The organism is Aquirufa salirivi (genome assembly GCF_045310485.1).
In the GTDB taxonomy this organism is placed as follows: domain Bacteria; phylum Bacteroidota; class Bacteroidia; order Cytophagales; family Spirosomataceae; genus Aquirufa; species Aquirufa salirivi.
This window is the reverse complement of sequence record NZ_JBEWZH010000005.1, coordinates 27279-42348: the sequence shown is the minus strand read 5'-3', so window position 1 is coordinate 42348 and position 15070 is coordinate 27279. Positions and strand designations below refer to the sequence as shown.

18 protein-coding genes are annotated in these 15070 nt (G+C 36.6%); 13 read left to right on the top strand and 5 right to left on the bottom strand.

Annotated features, from left to right (window positions below):
• Positions 1-3: 3 nt before the first annotated feature.
• The gene (locus U0R11_RS07965) at positions 4-1251 is read right to left on the bottom strand and encodes a hypothetical protein (protein WP_406751178.1); all 1248 of its coding nucleotides are present in this window, start codon (positions 1249-1251) and stop codon (positions 4-6) included.
• 178 nt (positions 1252-1429) lie between these two features.
• Positions 1430-2542 carry an MBL fold metallo-hydrolase gene (locus U0R11_RS07960; RefSeq protein WP_406751176.1) on the bottom strand — a complete coding sequence of 371 codons (1113 nt, stop codon included), beginning with the start codon at positions 2540-2542 and terminating at the stop codon, positions 1430-1432.
• A gap of 220 nt (positions 2543-2762) precedes the next feature.
• Between U0R11_RS07960 and U0R11_RS07955 the strand changes: the two genes are divergently transcribed.
• Both U0R11_RS07955 and U0R11_RS07950 read left to right on the top strand, forming a co-directional pair.
• Positions 2763-3050, top strand: coding sequence for a hypothetical protein (locus U0R11_RS07955; RefSeq protein WP_406751174.1), 288 nt, complete (start codon positions 2763-2765; stop codon positions 3048-3050).
• A gap of 35 nt (positions 3051-3085) precedes the next feature.
• Positions 3086-3721, top strand: coding sequence for a peptidoglycan DD-metalloendopeptidase family protein (locus U0R11_RS07950; RefSeq protein WP_406751172.1), 636 nt, complete (start codon positions 3086-3088; stop codon positions 3719-3721).
• Here the strand turns inward: U0R11_RS07950 and U0R11_RS07945 are convergent.
• Complete coding sequence (locus U0R11_RS07945; protein ID WP_406751170.1) at positions 3718-4122, bottom strand: DUF1801 domain-containing protein; 405 nt, start codon at positions 4120-4122, stop codon at positions 3718-3720. The two genes, U0R11_RS07950 and U0R11_RS07945, sit on opposite strands and share 4 nt — an antisense overlap.
• Positions 4123-4230: 108 nt before the next feature.
• Here U0R11_RS07945 and U0R11_RS07940 point away from each other — a divergent pair, with 108 nt between their 5' ends.
• The 5 genes from U0R11_RS07940 (at position 4231) to U0R11_RS07920 (ending at position 10519) form a co-directional block, all read left to right on the top strand.
• Entirely contained in the window at positions 4231-5655 is a 1425-nt protein-coding gene (locus U0R11_RS07940; protein ID WP_406751168.1) for an adenosine deaminase, read from the top strand.
• A gap of 108 nt (positions 5656-5763) precedes the next feature.
• Positions 5764-6825, top strand: coding sequence for a sensor histidine kinase (locus U0R11_RS07935; RefSeq protein ID WP_406751166.1), 1062 nt, complete (start codon positions 5764-5766; stop codon positions 6823-6825).
• Entirely contained in the window at positions 6818-7498 is a 681-nt protein-coding gene (locus U0R11_RS07930; protein ID WP_406751164.1) for a response regulator, read from the top strand. Before U0R11_RS07935 ends, U0R11_RS07930 begins: the two co-directional genes overlap by 8 nt.
• Positions 7499-7586: 88 nt before the next feature.
• Positions 7587-9533: a KUP/HAK/KT family potassium transporter gene (locus U0R11_RS07925; RefSeq protein ID WP_406751162.1), complete on the top strand. Its 1947-nt coding sequence runs from the start codon at positions 7587-7589 to the stop codon at positions 9531-9533.
• A complete protein-coding gene (locus U0R11_RS07920; RefSeq protein WP_406751161.1) occupies positions 9533-10519 on the top strand; it encodes an outer membrane beta-barrel protein in 987 nt (328 codons plus the stop codon). Before U0R11_RS07925 ends, U0R11_RS07920 begins: the two co-directional genes overlap by 1 nt.
• Before the next feature lie 74 nt (positions 10520-10593).
• Here the strand turns inward: U0R11_RS07920 and U0R11_RS07915 are convergent, their stop codons facing one another.
• Both U0R11_RS07915 and U0R11_RS07910 read right to left on the bottom strand, forming a co-directional pair.
• On the bottom strand, positions 10594-11244 hold the full coding sequence (locus U0R11_RS07915; RefSeq protein ID WP_406751159.1) for an NAD(P)-dependent oxidoreductase: 651 nt from the start codon (positions 11242-11244) through the stop codon (positions 10594-10596).
• 51 nt (positions 11245-11295) lie between these two features.
• Positions 11296-11703 (bottom strand): Rrf2 family transcriptional regulator, encoded by a 408-nt coding sequence (locus tag U0R11_RS07910; protein ID WP_406751157.1) that lies wholly within the window; start codon positions 11701-11703, stop codon positions 11296-11298.
• Between the two features lie 121 nt (positions 11704-11824).
• Here U0R11_RS07910 and U0R11_RS07905 point away from each other — a divergent pair, with 121 nt between their 5' ends.
• The 6 genes from U0R11_RS07905 to U0R11_RS07880 all read left to right on the top strand — a co-directional run bounded on the left by U0R11_RS07905 (position 11825) and on the right by U0R11_RS07880 (position 15069).
• Positions 11825-12184: a nuclear transport factor 2 family protein gene (locus U0R11_RS07905; RefSeq protein WP_166373609.1), complete on the top strand. Its 360-nt coding sequence runs from the start codon at positions 11825-11827 to the stop codon at positions 12182-12184.
• Positions 12185-12207: 23 nt separating this feature from the next.
• Positions 12208-12798 (top strand): O-methyltransferase, encoded by a 591-nt coding sequence (locus U0R11_RS07900; RefSeq protein ID WP_166373610.1) that lies wholly within the window; start codon positions 12208-12210, stop codon positions 12796-12798.
• A 12-nt stretch (positions 12799-12810) separates the two neighbouring features.
• Positions 12811-13107 carry an antibiotic biosynthesis monooxygenase family protein gene (locus tag U0R11_RS07895; protein WP_406751154.1) on the top strand — a complete coding sequence of 99 codons (297 nt, stop codon included), beginning with the start codon at positions 12811-12813 and terminating at the stop codon, positions 13105-13107.
• Positions 13104-14234, top strand: a complete 1131-nt coding sequence (locus tag U0R11_RS07890) for a DUF1624 domain-containing protein (RefSeq protein WP_406751152.1) — start codon at positions 13104-13106, stop codon at positions 14232-14234. Before U0R11_RS07895 ends, U0R11_RS07890 begins: the two co-directional genes overlap by 4 nt.
• A 5-nt stretch (positions 14235-14239) precedes the next feature.
• Positions 14240-14452: a toxin-antitoxin system YwqK family antitoxin gene (locus tag U0R11_RS07885; RefSeq protein WP_406751150.1), complete on the top strand. Its 213-nt coding sequence runs from the start codon at positions 14240-14242 to the stop codon at positions 14450-14452.
• A 104-nt stretch (positions 14453-14556) separates the two neighbouring features.
• A complete protein-coding gene (locus U0R11_RS07880; RefSeq protein WP_406751148.1) occupies positions 14557-15069 on the top strand; it encodes a DUF2975 domain-containing protein in 513 nt (170 codons plus the stop codon).
• The last annotated feature ends 1 nt before the right edge of the window (position 15070 follow it).

The window sequence follows — 15070 nt, the reverse complement described above, 5'->3', positions numbered from 1 at the left end:
TTCTTATTTAAACTGAAAAATAAGTGGGAAAACAAAGCAAACAATGGCTGCCCAAATGGAGTAAATGGGTAGGTATTGGGCAATACTTTTAGCCACTAGGGTGAAATCAGCTTTTCCTTGACTCGTTTTCCGTAAAGAGTTTGCTACGAGCAGTAAGTGAATAAAAATCAACAAATTACTACCTAATACTGCAATTCTATTCGGTGTAATTCCCCATTCGATGATGCGGAAACTAATGGCGGAAAGAGCAATGCCATTGACCACGATGGTTAAGGCAGATAAACCTAATAATAGCCCATTTTGGTAGCGGAGATTTTCATTTTTTTCAGTCTCTGCAACAGAAAATAAAATGAGTGCCATCACGCCCAACAGAAGACCATTGAAGATGAATAAAAATTCACGATTCGTATAGGGGTTCTTTCCTGTATACACCATGGCAATTAAATAAATCAACAAGAAAACAAATACCACTGGGGTAAAGATTTTGGCGATAATGGGAGAAACATTTTTGACTAAAGCTGGGTTTTTTTGGATCAAATAATTGCCCAAAATGGGTGTGGCAGAAAGTCCACTGACGATGACATATTTCCCATAAAACTCTTTGATATCCAAACCAATTATTTCAAATAGCCCTAAGGAAATGGCCGTGAATAATCCTCCTGAAAGCAATATGATGGCGCACATCACTAATAAATCACCATGTAACCTCAAAAATTCAATTCTTTTTTGTGTGTTGGAAATAAGTCCTTCTCCCACATACGTATATCCCCAAATGGACCACAAAACCAAAGGGACATGAATACATGCTAATAGGATGGAATCAGATGGAGATGTTCGGGGAAGGAGGTTGATATAAATGACAGAAAAGAGGCAAATACCTAGGGGTAGCATGATTTTAAAAATGGGTACTTGTTGTTTCCAAATGAAATAGGCGCTCAAAAAAGGGAAAACCACAAAGGATATATTTCTTTGGAAAAAGGTATCTTGATCTAATCCGAATAAATTAGGAATCTGAGAGATTAGAGCAGCACAAATGCCTAACAGAGCGATTAATACTAATTCGTTTTTGGTGCCTAGCGTAAGAGGTTCTGCCGCATAATTTAACCGCTGATTCCAACATTGTAAACTAGTCTCTTCAGGATATTCCGGCCACAAGGCATTGAATTCTTTTTTAAATAAGGCAGAATTGGATCGGTATAATTTTTCCAGTTGTTCTGGATTGTTCAAGTTTTGTAGGATCTCGCTTTTCATGGTAACAGAGGTAAATTGGGTTCTGAAAGGAAATTTTCAAGATGATAGCTTCCACATGGGCTCAAGGCCCTGGGATTTTGTTGCTTATGCTTCGCAGGGCAATAACTACGTTACGCCTAACTAGTCATACTATTTTTTGCTCAATGGCCGATTTATTGAATTAAACGGTAATATGACTTTATACAATTCCTTCCCACCAAGCAGAGAAAGTGGGATTTTCTTCTTTCAAATCTACCCGCTCGCCAATTTTGGGAGTAATTACTGGGATATTCTGCTTTTTACTATTTTCCCAGAGTAATTGTAAGGGTTCGTCCCAAGGATGAATACTTAATTTAAATTTGGAGTTGTGTCCAGCAAAGATTCTTTTAGCCTGTAATTCTTGGGCAACGGTAAATATTTCCTCAGGCATTAGGTGTATGTATTTCCATGCTGTATTATATTGACCTTGTTCCAAGAGGGCCAAATCAAATGGACCATACTGATCGCCAATGGCCTTAAAGTGGGTGTCATAGCCACTATCCCCACCGAGGAAAAGATTATGTTGGCTTGTTTTTAAAACAAAAGAGACCCAGAGGGTTTTATTTCTTTGTAAGCCTCTACCTGAAAAATGACGAGCCGTAGTAGCTGTTAATTTCCAATCATTTTCCAATTCAATGGATTCATTCCAATCCAATTCGTGAATGATGTCGGGAGAATAACCCCAATATTCCAAATGCTCTCCAACACCTAAACCACAAACTACTTGCTTGACTTTACTTTGGATTTTTTTAATCGTTTCATAGTCCAAATGGTCATAATGATCATGGCTAATGAATAAATAATCAATGTTGGGTAAGCTTTCTGCCGTATAAGGATCGGTTCCTTTAAATGATGCATTTAACCAAGAAAAAGGGGCTGCATAACCGCTCAAAACAGGATCGATCAATATGGTTTTTCCTTCTATTTGGAGTAAATAGGAGGAGTGTCCGAACCAAATCATATAGTCGGTGTTGGGACTTATTTGTTTCAAATCAGTTTTTACAGTAGGCAGTGCAACGCTTGGTTTTGTTCGGATGTTTTTACTCGTCATTACCCGAAACATAGAACCTATTTTATTATTTTCTTCGGCAAATGTGGGCGTATAAGATAAGTTTTGAAATTCTCCGTCTTTATAGTTTGGAGATTTTTTTATGCGTTGCAGCCTTTTCCCTTTCGGGTTAGTACCTAATACCGATTTATTGAAAGCAATCCAAGAACCTACTGAGATGCTTGTTAAAATTCCTAGAAAGCCTAGCATACGTCTTCTTTTCATAATTTGAAAAGCAATTTACCGTTTTTGAGTCATCATTGTACATACCCTGTTAGAATCAAAATTTTATGAGTCCTTTTATAAGCACGATGTAGGGAGTTTATAAATCCAAGATATCATGGAGATACGAATCATCGTACAATTTTGGCAATAGGAAATTAAGCGCTTATTTTAGGGAAAATGGCCAAAGGTATTGGCATTCATCTTGTTTAAAAAGGAATACATGGAAAATTCAACGAAATTCGGAACAACAGTCAATTGGGTCATTGGCATAGTATTTACGCTCATTGGTTTAGTCAATGTTTTTTCAGGAAATGACCCCGTTTTTGGAGGTTTTATTATCCTACTTTCTTTGGTATATTATCCGCCTATTCAGGCATTCATTCATCGCCTGACTGGTTTTGGAATCAATAATGGGATAAAAACCCTATTGGGATTGTTTATTTTATGGGCGAGTTTAGGAGTAGGGGAGCTGATGTCTAAGATTGAACAGATCTTGCAATCCATGTAAATGGTTTATCTCTTATCCAAGTTAAAATCAATTCCATGATTCAAGATTTATTCATTCCTCCGCTTTCTGATTCTACTACTCAGATCTTAGATTTAAGTGTTCAAAACCCAAATTTTAAGCCAGAAATTTATCAAGATATGGCCAAATTTAGTCGGTTCATTCAGGATTCGATGGGCTCGAAAAGGTATGGTCTTGGGGGTTATTTAGAACATCGAAAGATGTATGAATCACATGAGAATTTTGCTACGGGCCAGCAAGATTATCGAAATATTCATTTAGGAATAGATATTTGGGCAGAGGCAGGTACGGAAGTGTTTGTTCCGATGGATGGCATCATCCATAGTTTTCAGGTGAATGAAGGGTCGGGAAACTATGGCCCCACGATCATTTTAGCTCATCAAATCCGAGGGGAAAGGATTTATAGTTTATACGGACACCTTTCTAGTCAAGATTTGATTGGGTTAGCTCCTGGACAGAAAATGCGCCGAGGTCAAAAAATGGCGCATTTGGGTAATTCTTTTGAAAATGGCGGTTGGCCTCCTCATCTGCATTTCCAATTGATTCGTGACTTACAAGGTTTTGTGGGAGATTACCCAGGCGTTTGTTCACAAAGAGACCTAGCTTTTTATGCTCAAAATTGTCCAGACCCGGCAAGATTTGTTTTTTGTTAGGAGGCAGGATTGATTTCCAGCTTTTCTAATTTCCCTTTTCGTTTGACGATATTTTTATAGTCCCACTGTATCGTTTTTGATTTTTGAAGCCACCGTTTGAGATCTTGTATGGGGATATCTTGAACGTTTTTAAAATAGATACCAGCCGCTTTAAACTTACCCACTACTTCCAATTGATTTTCCTCAAAAGATAAGCCACTCCAAAATAATAGTTGAATCCCTCTTTTTAGGGAACTATAGCCTACAATGGGGTTATCATGGATAAACCAGACTGGAATGGCATGCCAAATTTTACATGTTGCTTCTGGAAGATGTTCTGAAATATATTGCGCTAAGAAATCACCTATTTCGGCCTCTTGTAAAGAAAGGTTCTGATTAAATGCTTGAATGGCTGGGTCCATGTTGGGGGATTTTTAAACAATGAAGATCATTTTTTTCAATTCATTTCTAGTTCAAATGTATTCAATTACCTGTAATTTTAAATACCTATCAAGATTCAACAAAAAATCATGAAATATATCCTAGCTCTAGCTTTTTTTAATTTGTTACCGTTGGGACTCTGGTCACAAGAGGGGAAGGCGGCTTACTATTTTCAGAAAATTAGAAATAATGAAGCAGAACTGACGGCTTTTATAGCACAAATGCCGAAGGGTGGAGATTTACATCATCATTTTAGCGGCTCCATTTATGCGGAACCTTTAGTAGAAAAAGCGATACAATTGGACTATTATTTGAACATGGAAACGATGGCCATGGCCAAAAATCCAACAAACAAAGGGACTTGGAAACGCTTATCGAGCTTAGCCTCTGAGGGTCGTTTGGATGGAATGAAAAATGATATAATTCGTCGATGGTCAGTGAAGGATTATGATCCTGCATTTTATCCATCCGATCAATTGTTTTTTGAGTCTTTTGATAAATATTTGCCCGTCCTTAATGAAGAGTATGCTCCAGGCATGTTGGAGCTTAAAAATCGCGCTTTAGCTGAAAATGTCAGCTACATTGAAACCATGTTTTCTCCCGTTTATTCACATGTTTCTATTCAGGACTTATCTTCTTATGATTCGGAATTACGCAGCTTAGCCAATCAGTCAAACGAGGAGGCTGTAATGAATTCCTTAGAGAAATTATATGCAAAATTGATGCAAAAAGAGGCGATGAATCAAGCGGTTATTTGGAATAATAGTTTCATCCAGCATTTGCATGATAGTCTAAAAATAGACGATGAACGCTTTACCATGCGGTATCAAAAATATGTGTTGAGATTTAAGAATCCAGTAGATTTATTTAAGGACATTGTCATCAGCTTTATGTCCGCTAATACCAATGACTTGATCGTTGGAGTAAATATGGTGGCACCTGAACATGGAGAAACGTCCATGAAAGATTACCGATTGCATATGTTGATGTTTCAGTTTTGCCATCAGAAATTCCCTAAGGTGAAGTATTCTTTGCATGCAGGAGAATTGGCTTTGGGGCAAGTCGCTCCAGAAAATTTAACTTGGCATATAGGTGATGCTGTTTATACGGCAAAAGCGCATCGGATAGGACACGGCGTGGATATGCCTTATGAGAAAAATAGTTATGAACTATTACGCCATATGAGCCAACAAAAAATTCCGGTAGAAATAAATCTGGTGTCCAACCGCTTCATATTAAAAATTAAGGAAGACAAACATCCCATTAAGCTCTATCGGGATTTTCAAGTTCCACTTTTAATAAGTACCGATGATGCGGGCGTTTTACGGAGTAGTTTAACCGAGCAATATGTCTTGTTGGCAAAATCATATCCATTTTTCAGTTATTCCGATATCAAGCAAATGGTATTGAATAGTATCGATTATAGCTTTATCAAAGAGCCTTTACTCAAACAGAAATTACGACAAGATGTCATGAATAGATTTAAGCAATTTGAAGCGAAAATACCTCATTAGTTTTGTTAAAAATAAGGCAATATTTGAATTCAATGAAGGAAATTTTTGAGCTAGTTGGTGCGTAAATTTTTATATCATCTTTATGTGTAAATATTTAGCTTTGTTGCTATGAAGTTCAGCCATACCAACCAGATTTTTATTGCCGTAGGAGTGGTTTTTTTTACGGCGATTTTGTGTTTTTTTTCAACCCATTTCATGGGTTATCGAGCAATTGCCTTTGTGCTATTGATGGTCACATCATTAATTGCCATGTTTTTTGATGTAGTTCCTGTATTAGTGGCAGCTACTTTAAGTGCATTAATTTGGAATTTTTGGTTTATTCCCCCTCGCTTTACTTTTCATATTACTTACTCAGAAGACTTATTGTTGTTTTTACTGTATTTTTTTATCGCTTTGGTCAATGGATTATTAAACGTTAAAATCCGTCAAGCTGAAGCAAAAGCGCGCGATAAGGAGGAAAAGGAATTAACAATAGGATTATACAATACATTATTGAATTCGCTTTCTCATGAATTAAGAACACCCATAGCTACGATATTGGGAACGGTGGATACCTTAAAAGACGAAGATAAAATGCTTTCCTTGGAGCAAAAGGCGGAGTTATTTCATGGCATTGAAACAGCCAGTCTTCGGTTAAATCAACAGGTAGAAAATTTATTAAATATGAGTCGCCTAGAATCAGGTAATTTAAAACTATCCTTGGATTGGGTAGATATGACAGAATGGGGTCATCAATTAATCAATAAGTTTTCTTTAGATGCCCAACATAGAAAAATAGCATTAAAAGTGGTAAACGACTTGCCTCTTTTTCTTTTGGATGTAGGGATTATGGATCAAATCGCAGGAAATTTGTTGAGAAATGCCTTACAGTATACGGCGAATTCTGTGCCTATTTTTTTACGAATAGCCATGGAGAATGAGCAGCTTGAAATTAAAATTTCAGATGAAGGACCAGGATTTCCTGAAGACTTAATTCCCTTGGTATTTGATAAATTTTATCGGCTCCCACATACTATTCCGGGGGGGACGGGTCTAGGCTTATCCATTGTGAAAGGCTATGTTGAGGCCAGTGGAGGAACAATCAGGTTAAGAAATTTAAATCCTGGATGTGAATTTATCATTCGAATTCCAGCTAGGACCTCTTATGTAAATTATTTGAAAAATGAATAAGCATGTTGTGTTATTAATTGATGATGAAATGGCTATTCAAAAGCTTCTTAAAATCGTGCTGGAAAGCCATGATTATCAAGTTATTCAAGCATTTTCTGGAAAAGAGGGCCTGGCCTTGGCAGCTAGTTATTTACCCGATGTGATTGTATTGGATTTGGGTTTACCCGACATGCATGGCCAAGAAGTGTTGGTTCAACTGAAGGATTGGTATACGAAATCCATTATTATGTTATCGGTTCAAAATTCGGAATTGGATATCGTGAAAGCTTTGGATGCGGGGGCAATGGATTATTTATCTAAACCATTTCGTACGGGAGAATTATTAGCTAGAATTCGATCAGCCATTCGTAGAAATGCCACGGATATTTTGAAGACAAATTGGACATTTCAAGACTTGCAATTGGATTTAAATTCGCGTGTGCTTTTGAAAAAAGATCAAATTGTCAAGCTAACGCAAACGGAGTTTAATTTATTTGTTTTCTTCGCAAAAAATGAGGGTCGAGTTTTAACACACCAACAAATTCTAAAGGAAATCTGGGGTGTAGGCGCTCAATTGGAGACTCAATATTTACGGGTTTATGTGGGGGCATTAAGAAAGAAAATTGAAGATAATCCCAATTGCCCCATTCATATTGTGACGGAAAATGGAATTGGATATCGTTTCCAAGCTTAATTTTTATATTTTCTTTATACGAATGCATGTAATTTTTATGCTGGCTTGATGAGGCAATTGCAACCTTTGCGCCAGATAAAAATCAGACATGGAAAAGAACTATCATTTAGTATCAAAGAAAGTGACTGCCACCTCCTTATTGGTGGCGCTGGGCATTATTTATGGGGATATTGGAACCAGTCCCTTGTATGTTTTTAAAGCCATCATAGGAGAGAGGCCTATAGAGGAAACCTTGGTATATGGTGGAATATCCTGTGTTTTTTGGACGCTGGTTTTTCAAACGAGTGTCAAATATATTTGGTTGACCTTACAAGCAGATAATCAAGGAGAAGGAGGGATTTTTTCTTTGTATGCCTTAGTCAGGCAACATGGCAAAAACTTAGTTATTCCTACCATTTTAGGGGCAACAACCTTGTTGGCTGATGGGATTATTACACCTCCCATTTCAGTAGCATCTGCTGTAGAAGGGCTGGTCATGGTACCAGGTTTTGAATCGATTCCTACTGTGCCTATTGTCATCGTTATCTTATCTGTTTTGTTCTTTGTTCAACGATTCGGTACGCAGAAAGTGGGTGGAACCTTTGGACCCATTATGGTTATTTGGTTTAGTATGTTATTTGTCCTGGGCATTAGTCAAGTGCTTCTGCATCCAACTGTTTTACATGCGCTAAATCCATTTTATGCGTATCAATTATTAACTCAATATCCCCAGGGTTTCTGGTTATTGGGGGCTGTTTTTTTAGCAACAACTGGGGCAGAAGCGTTATATTCGGACCTTGGTCATTGTGGGGTTAAAAATATCCGAATCACCTGGGCCTTTGTCAAGATATGTTTAATTACTAATTATTTAGGACAGGCGGCTTGGATTTTGCATCAAGGACAACAAGTATTGAATGGTCGGAATCCATTTTATGAATTGATGCCCTCTTGGTTTTTATTAGGAGGTGTAGGCATTGCTACTATGGCTACGATCATTGCTTCCCAAGCACTCATTAGTGGGAGTTTTACCATGATTAATGAGGCAGTCAATTTGAATTTTTGGCCGAGAGTTACCGTTCGCCAGCCTACTGAATTGAAAGGCCAAATATTTATTCCTAGTGTTAATTCTATTTTATGGGTAGGATGTATTTTGATGATATTATATTTTCAATCCTCCAGTCATATGGAAGCGGCTTACGGCTTTTCTATTACCGTAGCCATGATGATGACGACCTATTTGTTGAGTTATTTTTTACTATATAAACTGCATTGGAAAAGGGTTTATGTCTATGCATTGATGGCCTTATTTGCGATGATTGAACTTTCCTTTTTTATCGCTAATGTGGCTAAAATTAAAGAGCGATGGATGTTTTTGTTTTTTGAATTATTTATTTTCTTAACCATGTATATTTGGTACTATGCTAGAAAAATAAACAATCGATTTACAAAATTCATTGACTTAGGTAAGTACGTTCAACAAATTAAAGATTTAAGTGAAGATGAGCTTATTCCAAAATTTTCTACGCATTTAATTTATATGACGAAGGCCAATAATCGTCAAGATATAGAAGATAAAATTATCAAATCCATCTTTTCAAAAAGACCTAAGCGGGCAGATGTCTATTGGTTTTTGCATATTGACCGTACCGAAGAGCCTTATACGCTTTCCTATTCTGTTCATGAATTAGTCGACGATAAAGTAATAAAAATCAATTTGAACATTGGCTTCCGGATTCAACCCAAAACAGAATTTTATTTTAAGAAAATTGTCCAAGATTTAGTAAAAAATAAGGAGTTAAATTTACATATTCGTCCAGATGGGTCAACGAAGTACAATGCGGAGCCGGATTTTAAATTTGTGATAATAGAGAAATTTTTATCTGTGGAAAATGAATTTACTTTGAAAGAAGGGTTATTGTTAAATTCTTATTTTAAATTAAAAAGAATGGGACAAAGAGACGAGCAGGCATTTGGATTAGATAAGTCAGATGTTGAAATTGAATATGTTCCCCTAGTTTATCAATCGATGGAGCAAATGGAATTAAAACGAATCTAGTGAAAAAACTAGTCCTATTTCTTAGTATTTCATTCGGGATTTTTGGCCAAGAAGATAGCCTTAGCCAAAAATCCCTTCAATTATCAGCCTATGCAGAGGGATACTATTTGCTCGATCCCGCAGATAAATTAGCTCATGAAAGAGATCCCTTTTTTTACAATCATGGTCGAGCAAATCAGCTGGATTTGAACCTAGGAATCTTGGGAGTTTCATGGACAAAGGGGCCTTTAAGTGCACAAATTTCTGGAATGATAGGAACCTATGCCAGAAGAAATTTAGCGAATGAACCCAGTTTTTGGAAAAATGTATATGAGTTAAATGTGTCCTATAGGCTTCACCCTGAATGGAGCATCATGGCTGGGGTTTTTCCTTCACATATTGGATTTGAATCGGCTAAAAATTCACAGAATTGGACACTTTCTCGTAGTTTAGTAGCCGAATATTCACCCTATTATGAATCAGGTCTGAGTCTTTATTTTAAACCAAATACTGCATGGACGTTTGGTTTATTAGGACTTAGAGGTTGGCAACATATACATGAATTTAGACCAGCCTTGGGTACACAAATACAATTTATTTCTTCCAAATCTTGGACTTGGAATTCCAGTGGATTTATAGGAAATGAGGGGAATGGACTTCGGTTATTTCACGATTTTTACCTGGTTATTCCTTTGTCGAACAAGATCAAGACCGTGCTCATCTCAGACCTAGGTTACCAAAATGAATTTTGGCATGGGGAGGCTTTGATGGTACAAGCTCAGCTTGGTGGGCATTGGAAATTGACAAGCCGATGGGAGCAATTTTCAGATCCTGATGCGATCTCTATGGCTCAGGGTACTTATATGCAATCAGCTTCATTAGGGGCAGATTATAAACTATTTCCTAAGATGTTACTTCGGTCAGAATGGAAGATATATCATTCGTCGACCGGAGTATCCAACTTACATTCTCCAGAATATATATTTGGGGTGGTTTTAGGGAAATAAAATTTAAAAATTGCTTTGACTTGAGTAATTAAATCTTGGATTCAAGTATTGCTTTACTGAATCCAAGACTTATTTTAATAGGCAGCTGTAAACCTAACTTGATGGTGTTTAGCTTGTTCCACTTCATCCACTATGACTACTGCTAAATCTTCTACTGATAAGATGCTGCGTTGATTGGAATCAAATACTGGATTCTCTAAACCTAATCGATATTGGCCTGTTCTGCCAGATGTAATTCCAGGATGCATCTCAATAGCTGGGCTAATAAAGGCCCAATCTAATTCTTTTTCATTTTTTAGATAGGTTAAATAATCCCTGGCTGCAGTGGCCCCAGCATAATATTCTTGAGGAAATTCAGGGGTATCAACTAATTGTAATCCTGGAGCAATGTATAAACTTCCTGCACCACCGATGGTGATAAAACGATTCACTCCTGATGCTTTCACCGCTTCTTGAATTTTCTTAGAACCTTCCAAGAAGTCGTGATACAAGTTAGGATTCGTCCAACCAGCATTGAAACTATTAATGACAGCATCAACTCCATATAAAGCTTGCGCTAGTTCGTCTACTTGCGAAATATCAACCTGTTTCCAAGTAATGAGCGGATGCTCCAGGGAGAGTTGGGGGTTTCTAGCAATGGCAAGCACTTCGTGTTGTCGATTTACTAATTCTTGTAGTAGGGCTTTACCTACAAATCCGGTTGATCCGATAAGAGCGATTTTCATGATAATAAAATTTAATGTAATAAAAAAAGTTACAGTAATGAATAAAAAAACTTAGAAATCATTAGAGAACTGCTCCAAAGTGATGGTCATCAATTGGCCAGTAATTTGATTATTTAGGGTAGTATATAGCATGTCTAATTTGTTATTCATTTTTTCCCCAACCGGGCAATTTGGGTTAGGGTGATTTTTGGAATATCCAAATGAAACCTTTTCCAAGGTAATTTTTAATACTTGATCTAAGGTAATTTGAGAAGCCGATTTTGCTAACATAGTCCCTCCATTTTTCCCTTCTTTACTAATCACTAGCTGGTTGTTTTTCAGATTAACAATTTCTTTTCTAACCAGAACAGGGTGTAAGTTTAAACTGCCAGCTATAAAATCAGACGACAAATATTCGTTCGGAAATTTGGTCAACAACGTTAAAATATGCAACGAAATAGCAAACTTACCTGAAATCATACTGTAATAAATAAGGTTACAATATTAGAAATTTTAATTAATCCCACCAATTTTTAAGCATTTTATTTTTAATTCAGGTAAAATTGATAACCTTGAAAGGGCTATAATTTGACTTTCCAAGATGACACAACCAACAGAAATTCTCCAAAGATGGGTTGACCTCTTTAACCAATACGATGCGGATAAACTAGCCGCTTTGTATTCGGAAGATTGTATCAATCATCAAACTCCCAATGGAATTGTACAAGGAAGAGAAGCCATTCGTGAGATGTTTCAGAGGGAATTTGAGCAATTTGACATGGTTTGTTTAGTAGAGAATATATTTCAAGATGGAAATGTAGGCATCTTAGAATGGAAGGATCCTAAAGGTTTACGAGGCTGTGGATTTTTTTGGATAGAAAACGGTCAAATCGTTTATCAAAGAGGCTATTGGGACAAGTTGTCCTTTATGAATCAACAAGCTGACAACGAGTGTAAATAAATGTTAAACTGCAATTAAAATCTATGGATGAAACTAAACAGATTAATTTACCACCGAAATATCTAGGTATTCAAGAAAAAACCCACTTATCGGGTTTTAGTATGGCATCAGATGTATTGACGGGTTCTCTGCTACGGACATTGGCTGCTTCTAAACCAGCATCTAGATTTCTTGAATTGGGAACAGGAACAGGTTTGTCTACTTCCTGGATTTTGGATGGAATGGATCAGAAATCGACTTTGACTTCCATAGACAATGATGAAGCTTTTTTATCTATTGCTAGAGAATATTTAGGTTCTGACTCAAGATTAGAATTGGTTAATTCAGATGGCGCAGATTGGGTACTGAGTCATCTAACCAATGAATATGATTTTATTTTTGCGGATACTTGGCATGGCAAATACTTATTGTTAAATGAGGTGTTGAACATGTTGGATCCTGGTGGAATATATATTATTGATGACATGATCGAGCAGCCTAATTGGCCGGAAGGTCACGGTGAAAAAGCAGAAAATTTGATCAATGAATTGGAAACAAGGAAAGACTTAACGATGACCAAACTTGCTTGGTCCACAGGTTTGATTATTGGAGTAAAGAGTTTAAATAATCAATAATATAATTTTGAGATGATTGTAGAAGTGGCAGTATTAAAGGTTAAAAATGGACAAGAAGCCTTATTTGAATCAGACTTCAAGACGGCGAGTCAATACATTCGTTCTATTTCAGGATACCATGCTCATTCCTTACTGAAATGTATGGAACAAGAAAATAAATATATATTATGGGTTCATTGGGAGAAATTAGAAGATCACACGATTGGCTTTCGACAATCTCCTCAATATGTACATTGGAAAGAATTGTTGCATCATTATTATGAGCCATTTCCAGTTGTGGAGCATTATCAAGAAGTAAGTTTGGTATGATAAAAAGAATTGAAACCATCGATTTTTTAAGGGGTATTGTTGTGATTCTCATGCTGCTGGATCATGTTAGGGATTTGTTTCATGTTCACTCCATTGATCAATCCCCAACCGATTTATCCGTGACCACTCCTTCCATATTTTATACCCGGATCATCACGCATCTTTGCGCACCAATTTTCGTTTTTCTGGCGGGAAGTTCGGCCTTTTTATTAGGTCAAAGATCAGCGAATAAAAAGCAGTTCAGTCAGCACATGATGCGTAGAGGAGCATGGCTAATCTTATTGGATCTAACAGTAGTAAATTTTGGCTTATTTTTTGATATCCGTTTTGGGCTGGTGCTGGTGGATGTGCTGAGCGCTATTGGTTTTTCCATGGTGATTATCGGGCCTATTTCTCGGTATTCTTCGAAGCAAATTTTCATATTGGCTATATGTATCATCTTAGTACAACAGCTGTTATTTGTGGCCCAACCTACGTTTTTAAAACCGTTTTCATTTTTAATTAGTCCCAATGCCTTTCCTTTACCCAATGGGACCTTTTTGGTTGTAGGTTATCCTCCTATTTCTTGGCTGGGAATAAGTTTATTGGGATATTCCATGGGGCATTATTTTTTGGAGAAAAGGCATGCAGAATTTGCTAGATTGGGTCTTAGCTTATGTCTCCTTTTTTTATTTGTTCGTTATGTTAATCTGGGCGGTGATTCACCTTGGCAAATAGACGGATCATGGACAAAACAAGTAATGTCGTTTTTTAATGTTGCTAAATATCCACCGAGTATTAGTTTCACGATGTTGACTTTAGGGATCATGTTTTTATTGTTGAGTGGAAGTCAATTTGTGGGAAAAAAAGGAATAGAAATGATTAGTACTTTTGGACGAGTACCGCTATTCTTCTTTGTTAGTCATTGGTTTATACTTCACCTGATTTTGTTCGTATTAATTTTCAATCAAGGCTTTTCTCTGCCTGATTTAGAATTTGGATTTCAATTAAGTCGACCCAAATCATTCATTGGTTTGAGCCTTAGCCAAGTCTACATGCTGTGGATTGCTGTTGCCTTACTTTATTTTCCGCTCTGTCGATTTTATTATCAATGGCAGCAGAAAAGAAAAATGAATCAATTAAGCTGAAAATAATGGAAGAAGAATTTCGCCTATATCATCGAGACGGTTCTTTGTGGGCAAAGGGTCAGCAAATCAATGGTGTCTCCACAGGATATTGGGAATGGTTTCGTAAAGATGGCACGAAATTACGCTCAGGATATTTTACAGAAGGGGAGCAATCTGGACAATGGATTACCTATGATAAAACAGGAAAAGTGTATAAGATTACCCAAATTAAAAAATAGACATTCGCTATACATCAATAAAAATTTATTGAAAAACATTCTAATTTTATTGTTTATCAATAAATAATTGTTAAAATTTGCTTAACAATTAAACATAACAATTGATGAAAACGAAAACAGCGAGTATTTTAGCCATCATGAATGTCCTTTCATGGATTGCTTACATTGGCATTTCGATTAAATGCGGAGCCATCATTTTCACTTATATCTTGAGTTTATTTAATCAACAGGTTGCCAAAGATTTGTATCAGGGATTAAACTTGTATGATTTGATGAATGGGAGTTTTGTACACTATTCCTTATTTGTAGGAATTACGGCTGGTCTTTTAGGTTTAAAGGCTTACATAGCCCATTTGGTTATTAAAACCTTATCTAAGATTAACCTTACAAGTCCATTTCAAATGGAAGTTGCTCATCTAATGGAAAAAATCAGTTTGATGATTGTCTATCTTTGGCTAATATCCTTAGGAGCTACGATTTACCAAGAGAGTATGGAATTACCTAAAATGGATTGGAATGGAGGCGAGGCACTTTTTCTTTCTGGCCTAATTTTCTTATTTGCTCAGATATTCAAAAAAGGGGTTGAAATTCAAGCGGAAAACGATTTAACTGTATAAC

Coding starts and splice junctions, on each gene's coding strand:
- U0R11_RS07950 (WP_406751172.1), top strand. CDS start 3,086: ATGATTCAAGATTTATTCATTCCTCCGCTTTCTGATTCTACTACTCAG.
- U0R11_RS07960 (WP_406751176.1), bottom strand. CDS start 2,542: ATGAAAAGAAGACGTATGCTAGGCTTTCTAGGAATTTTAACAAGCATC.
- U0R11_RS07955 (WP_406751174.1), top strand. CDS start 2,763: ATGGAAAATTCAACGAAATTCGGAACAACAGTCAATTGGGTCATTGGC.
- U0R11_RS07935 (WP_406751166.1), top strand. CDS start 5,764: ATGAAGTTCAGCCATACCAACCAGATTTTTATTGCCGTAGGAGTGGTT.
- U0R11_RS07940 (WP_406751168.1), top strand. CDS start 4,231: ATGAAATATATCCTAGCTCTAGCTTTTTTTAATTTGTTACCGTTGGGA.
- U0R11_RS07915 (WP_406751159.1), bottom strand. CDS start 11,244: ATGAAAATCGCTCTTATCGGATCAACCGGATTTGTAGGTAAAGCCCTA.
- U0R11_RS07895 (WP_406751154.1), top strand. CDS start 12,811: ATGATTGTAGAAGTGGCAGTATTAAAGGTTAAAAATGGACAAGAAGCC.
- U0R11_RS07945 (WP_406751170.1), bottom strand. CDS start 4,122: ATGGACCCAGCCATTCAAGCATTTAATCAGAACCTTTCTTTACAAGAG.
- U0R11_RS07925 (WP_406751162.1), top strand. CDS start 7,587: ATGGAAAAGAACTATCATTTAGTATCAAAGAAAGTGACTGCCACCTCC.
- U0R11_RS07880 (WP_406751148.1), top strand. CDS start 14,557: ATGAAAACGAAAACAGCGAGTATTTTAGCCATCATGAATGTCCTTTCA.
- U0R11_RS07885 (WP_406751150.1), top strand. CDS start 14,240: ATGGAAGAAGAATTTCGCCTATATCATCGAGACGGTTCTTTGTGGGCA.
- U0R11_RS07900 (WP_166373610.1), top strand. CDS start 12,208: ATGGATGAAACTAAACAGATTAATTTACCACCGAAATATCTAGGTATT.
- U0R11_RS07910 (WP_406751157.1), bottom strand. CDS start 11,703: ATGATTTCAGGTAAGTTTGCTATTTCGTTGCATATTTTAACGTTGTTG.
- U0R11_RS07890 (WP_406751152.1), top strand. CDS start 13,104: ATGATAAAAAGAATTGAAACCATCGATTTTTTAAGGGGTATTGTTGTG.
- U0R11_RS07930 (WP_406751164.1), top strand. CDS start 6,818: ATGAATAAGCATGTTGTGTTATTAATTGATGATGAAATGGCTATTCAA.
- U0R11_RS07905 (WP_166373609.1), top strand. CDS start 11,825: ATGACACAACCAACAGAAATTCTCCAAAGATGGGTTGACCTCTTTAAC.
- U0R11_RS07965 (WP_406751178.1), bottom strand. CDS start 1,251: ATGAAAAGCGAGATCCTACAAAACTTGAACAATCCAGAACAACTGGAA.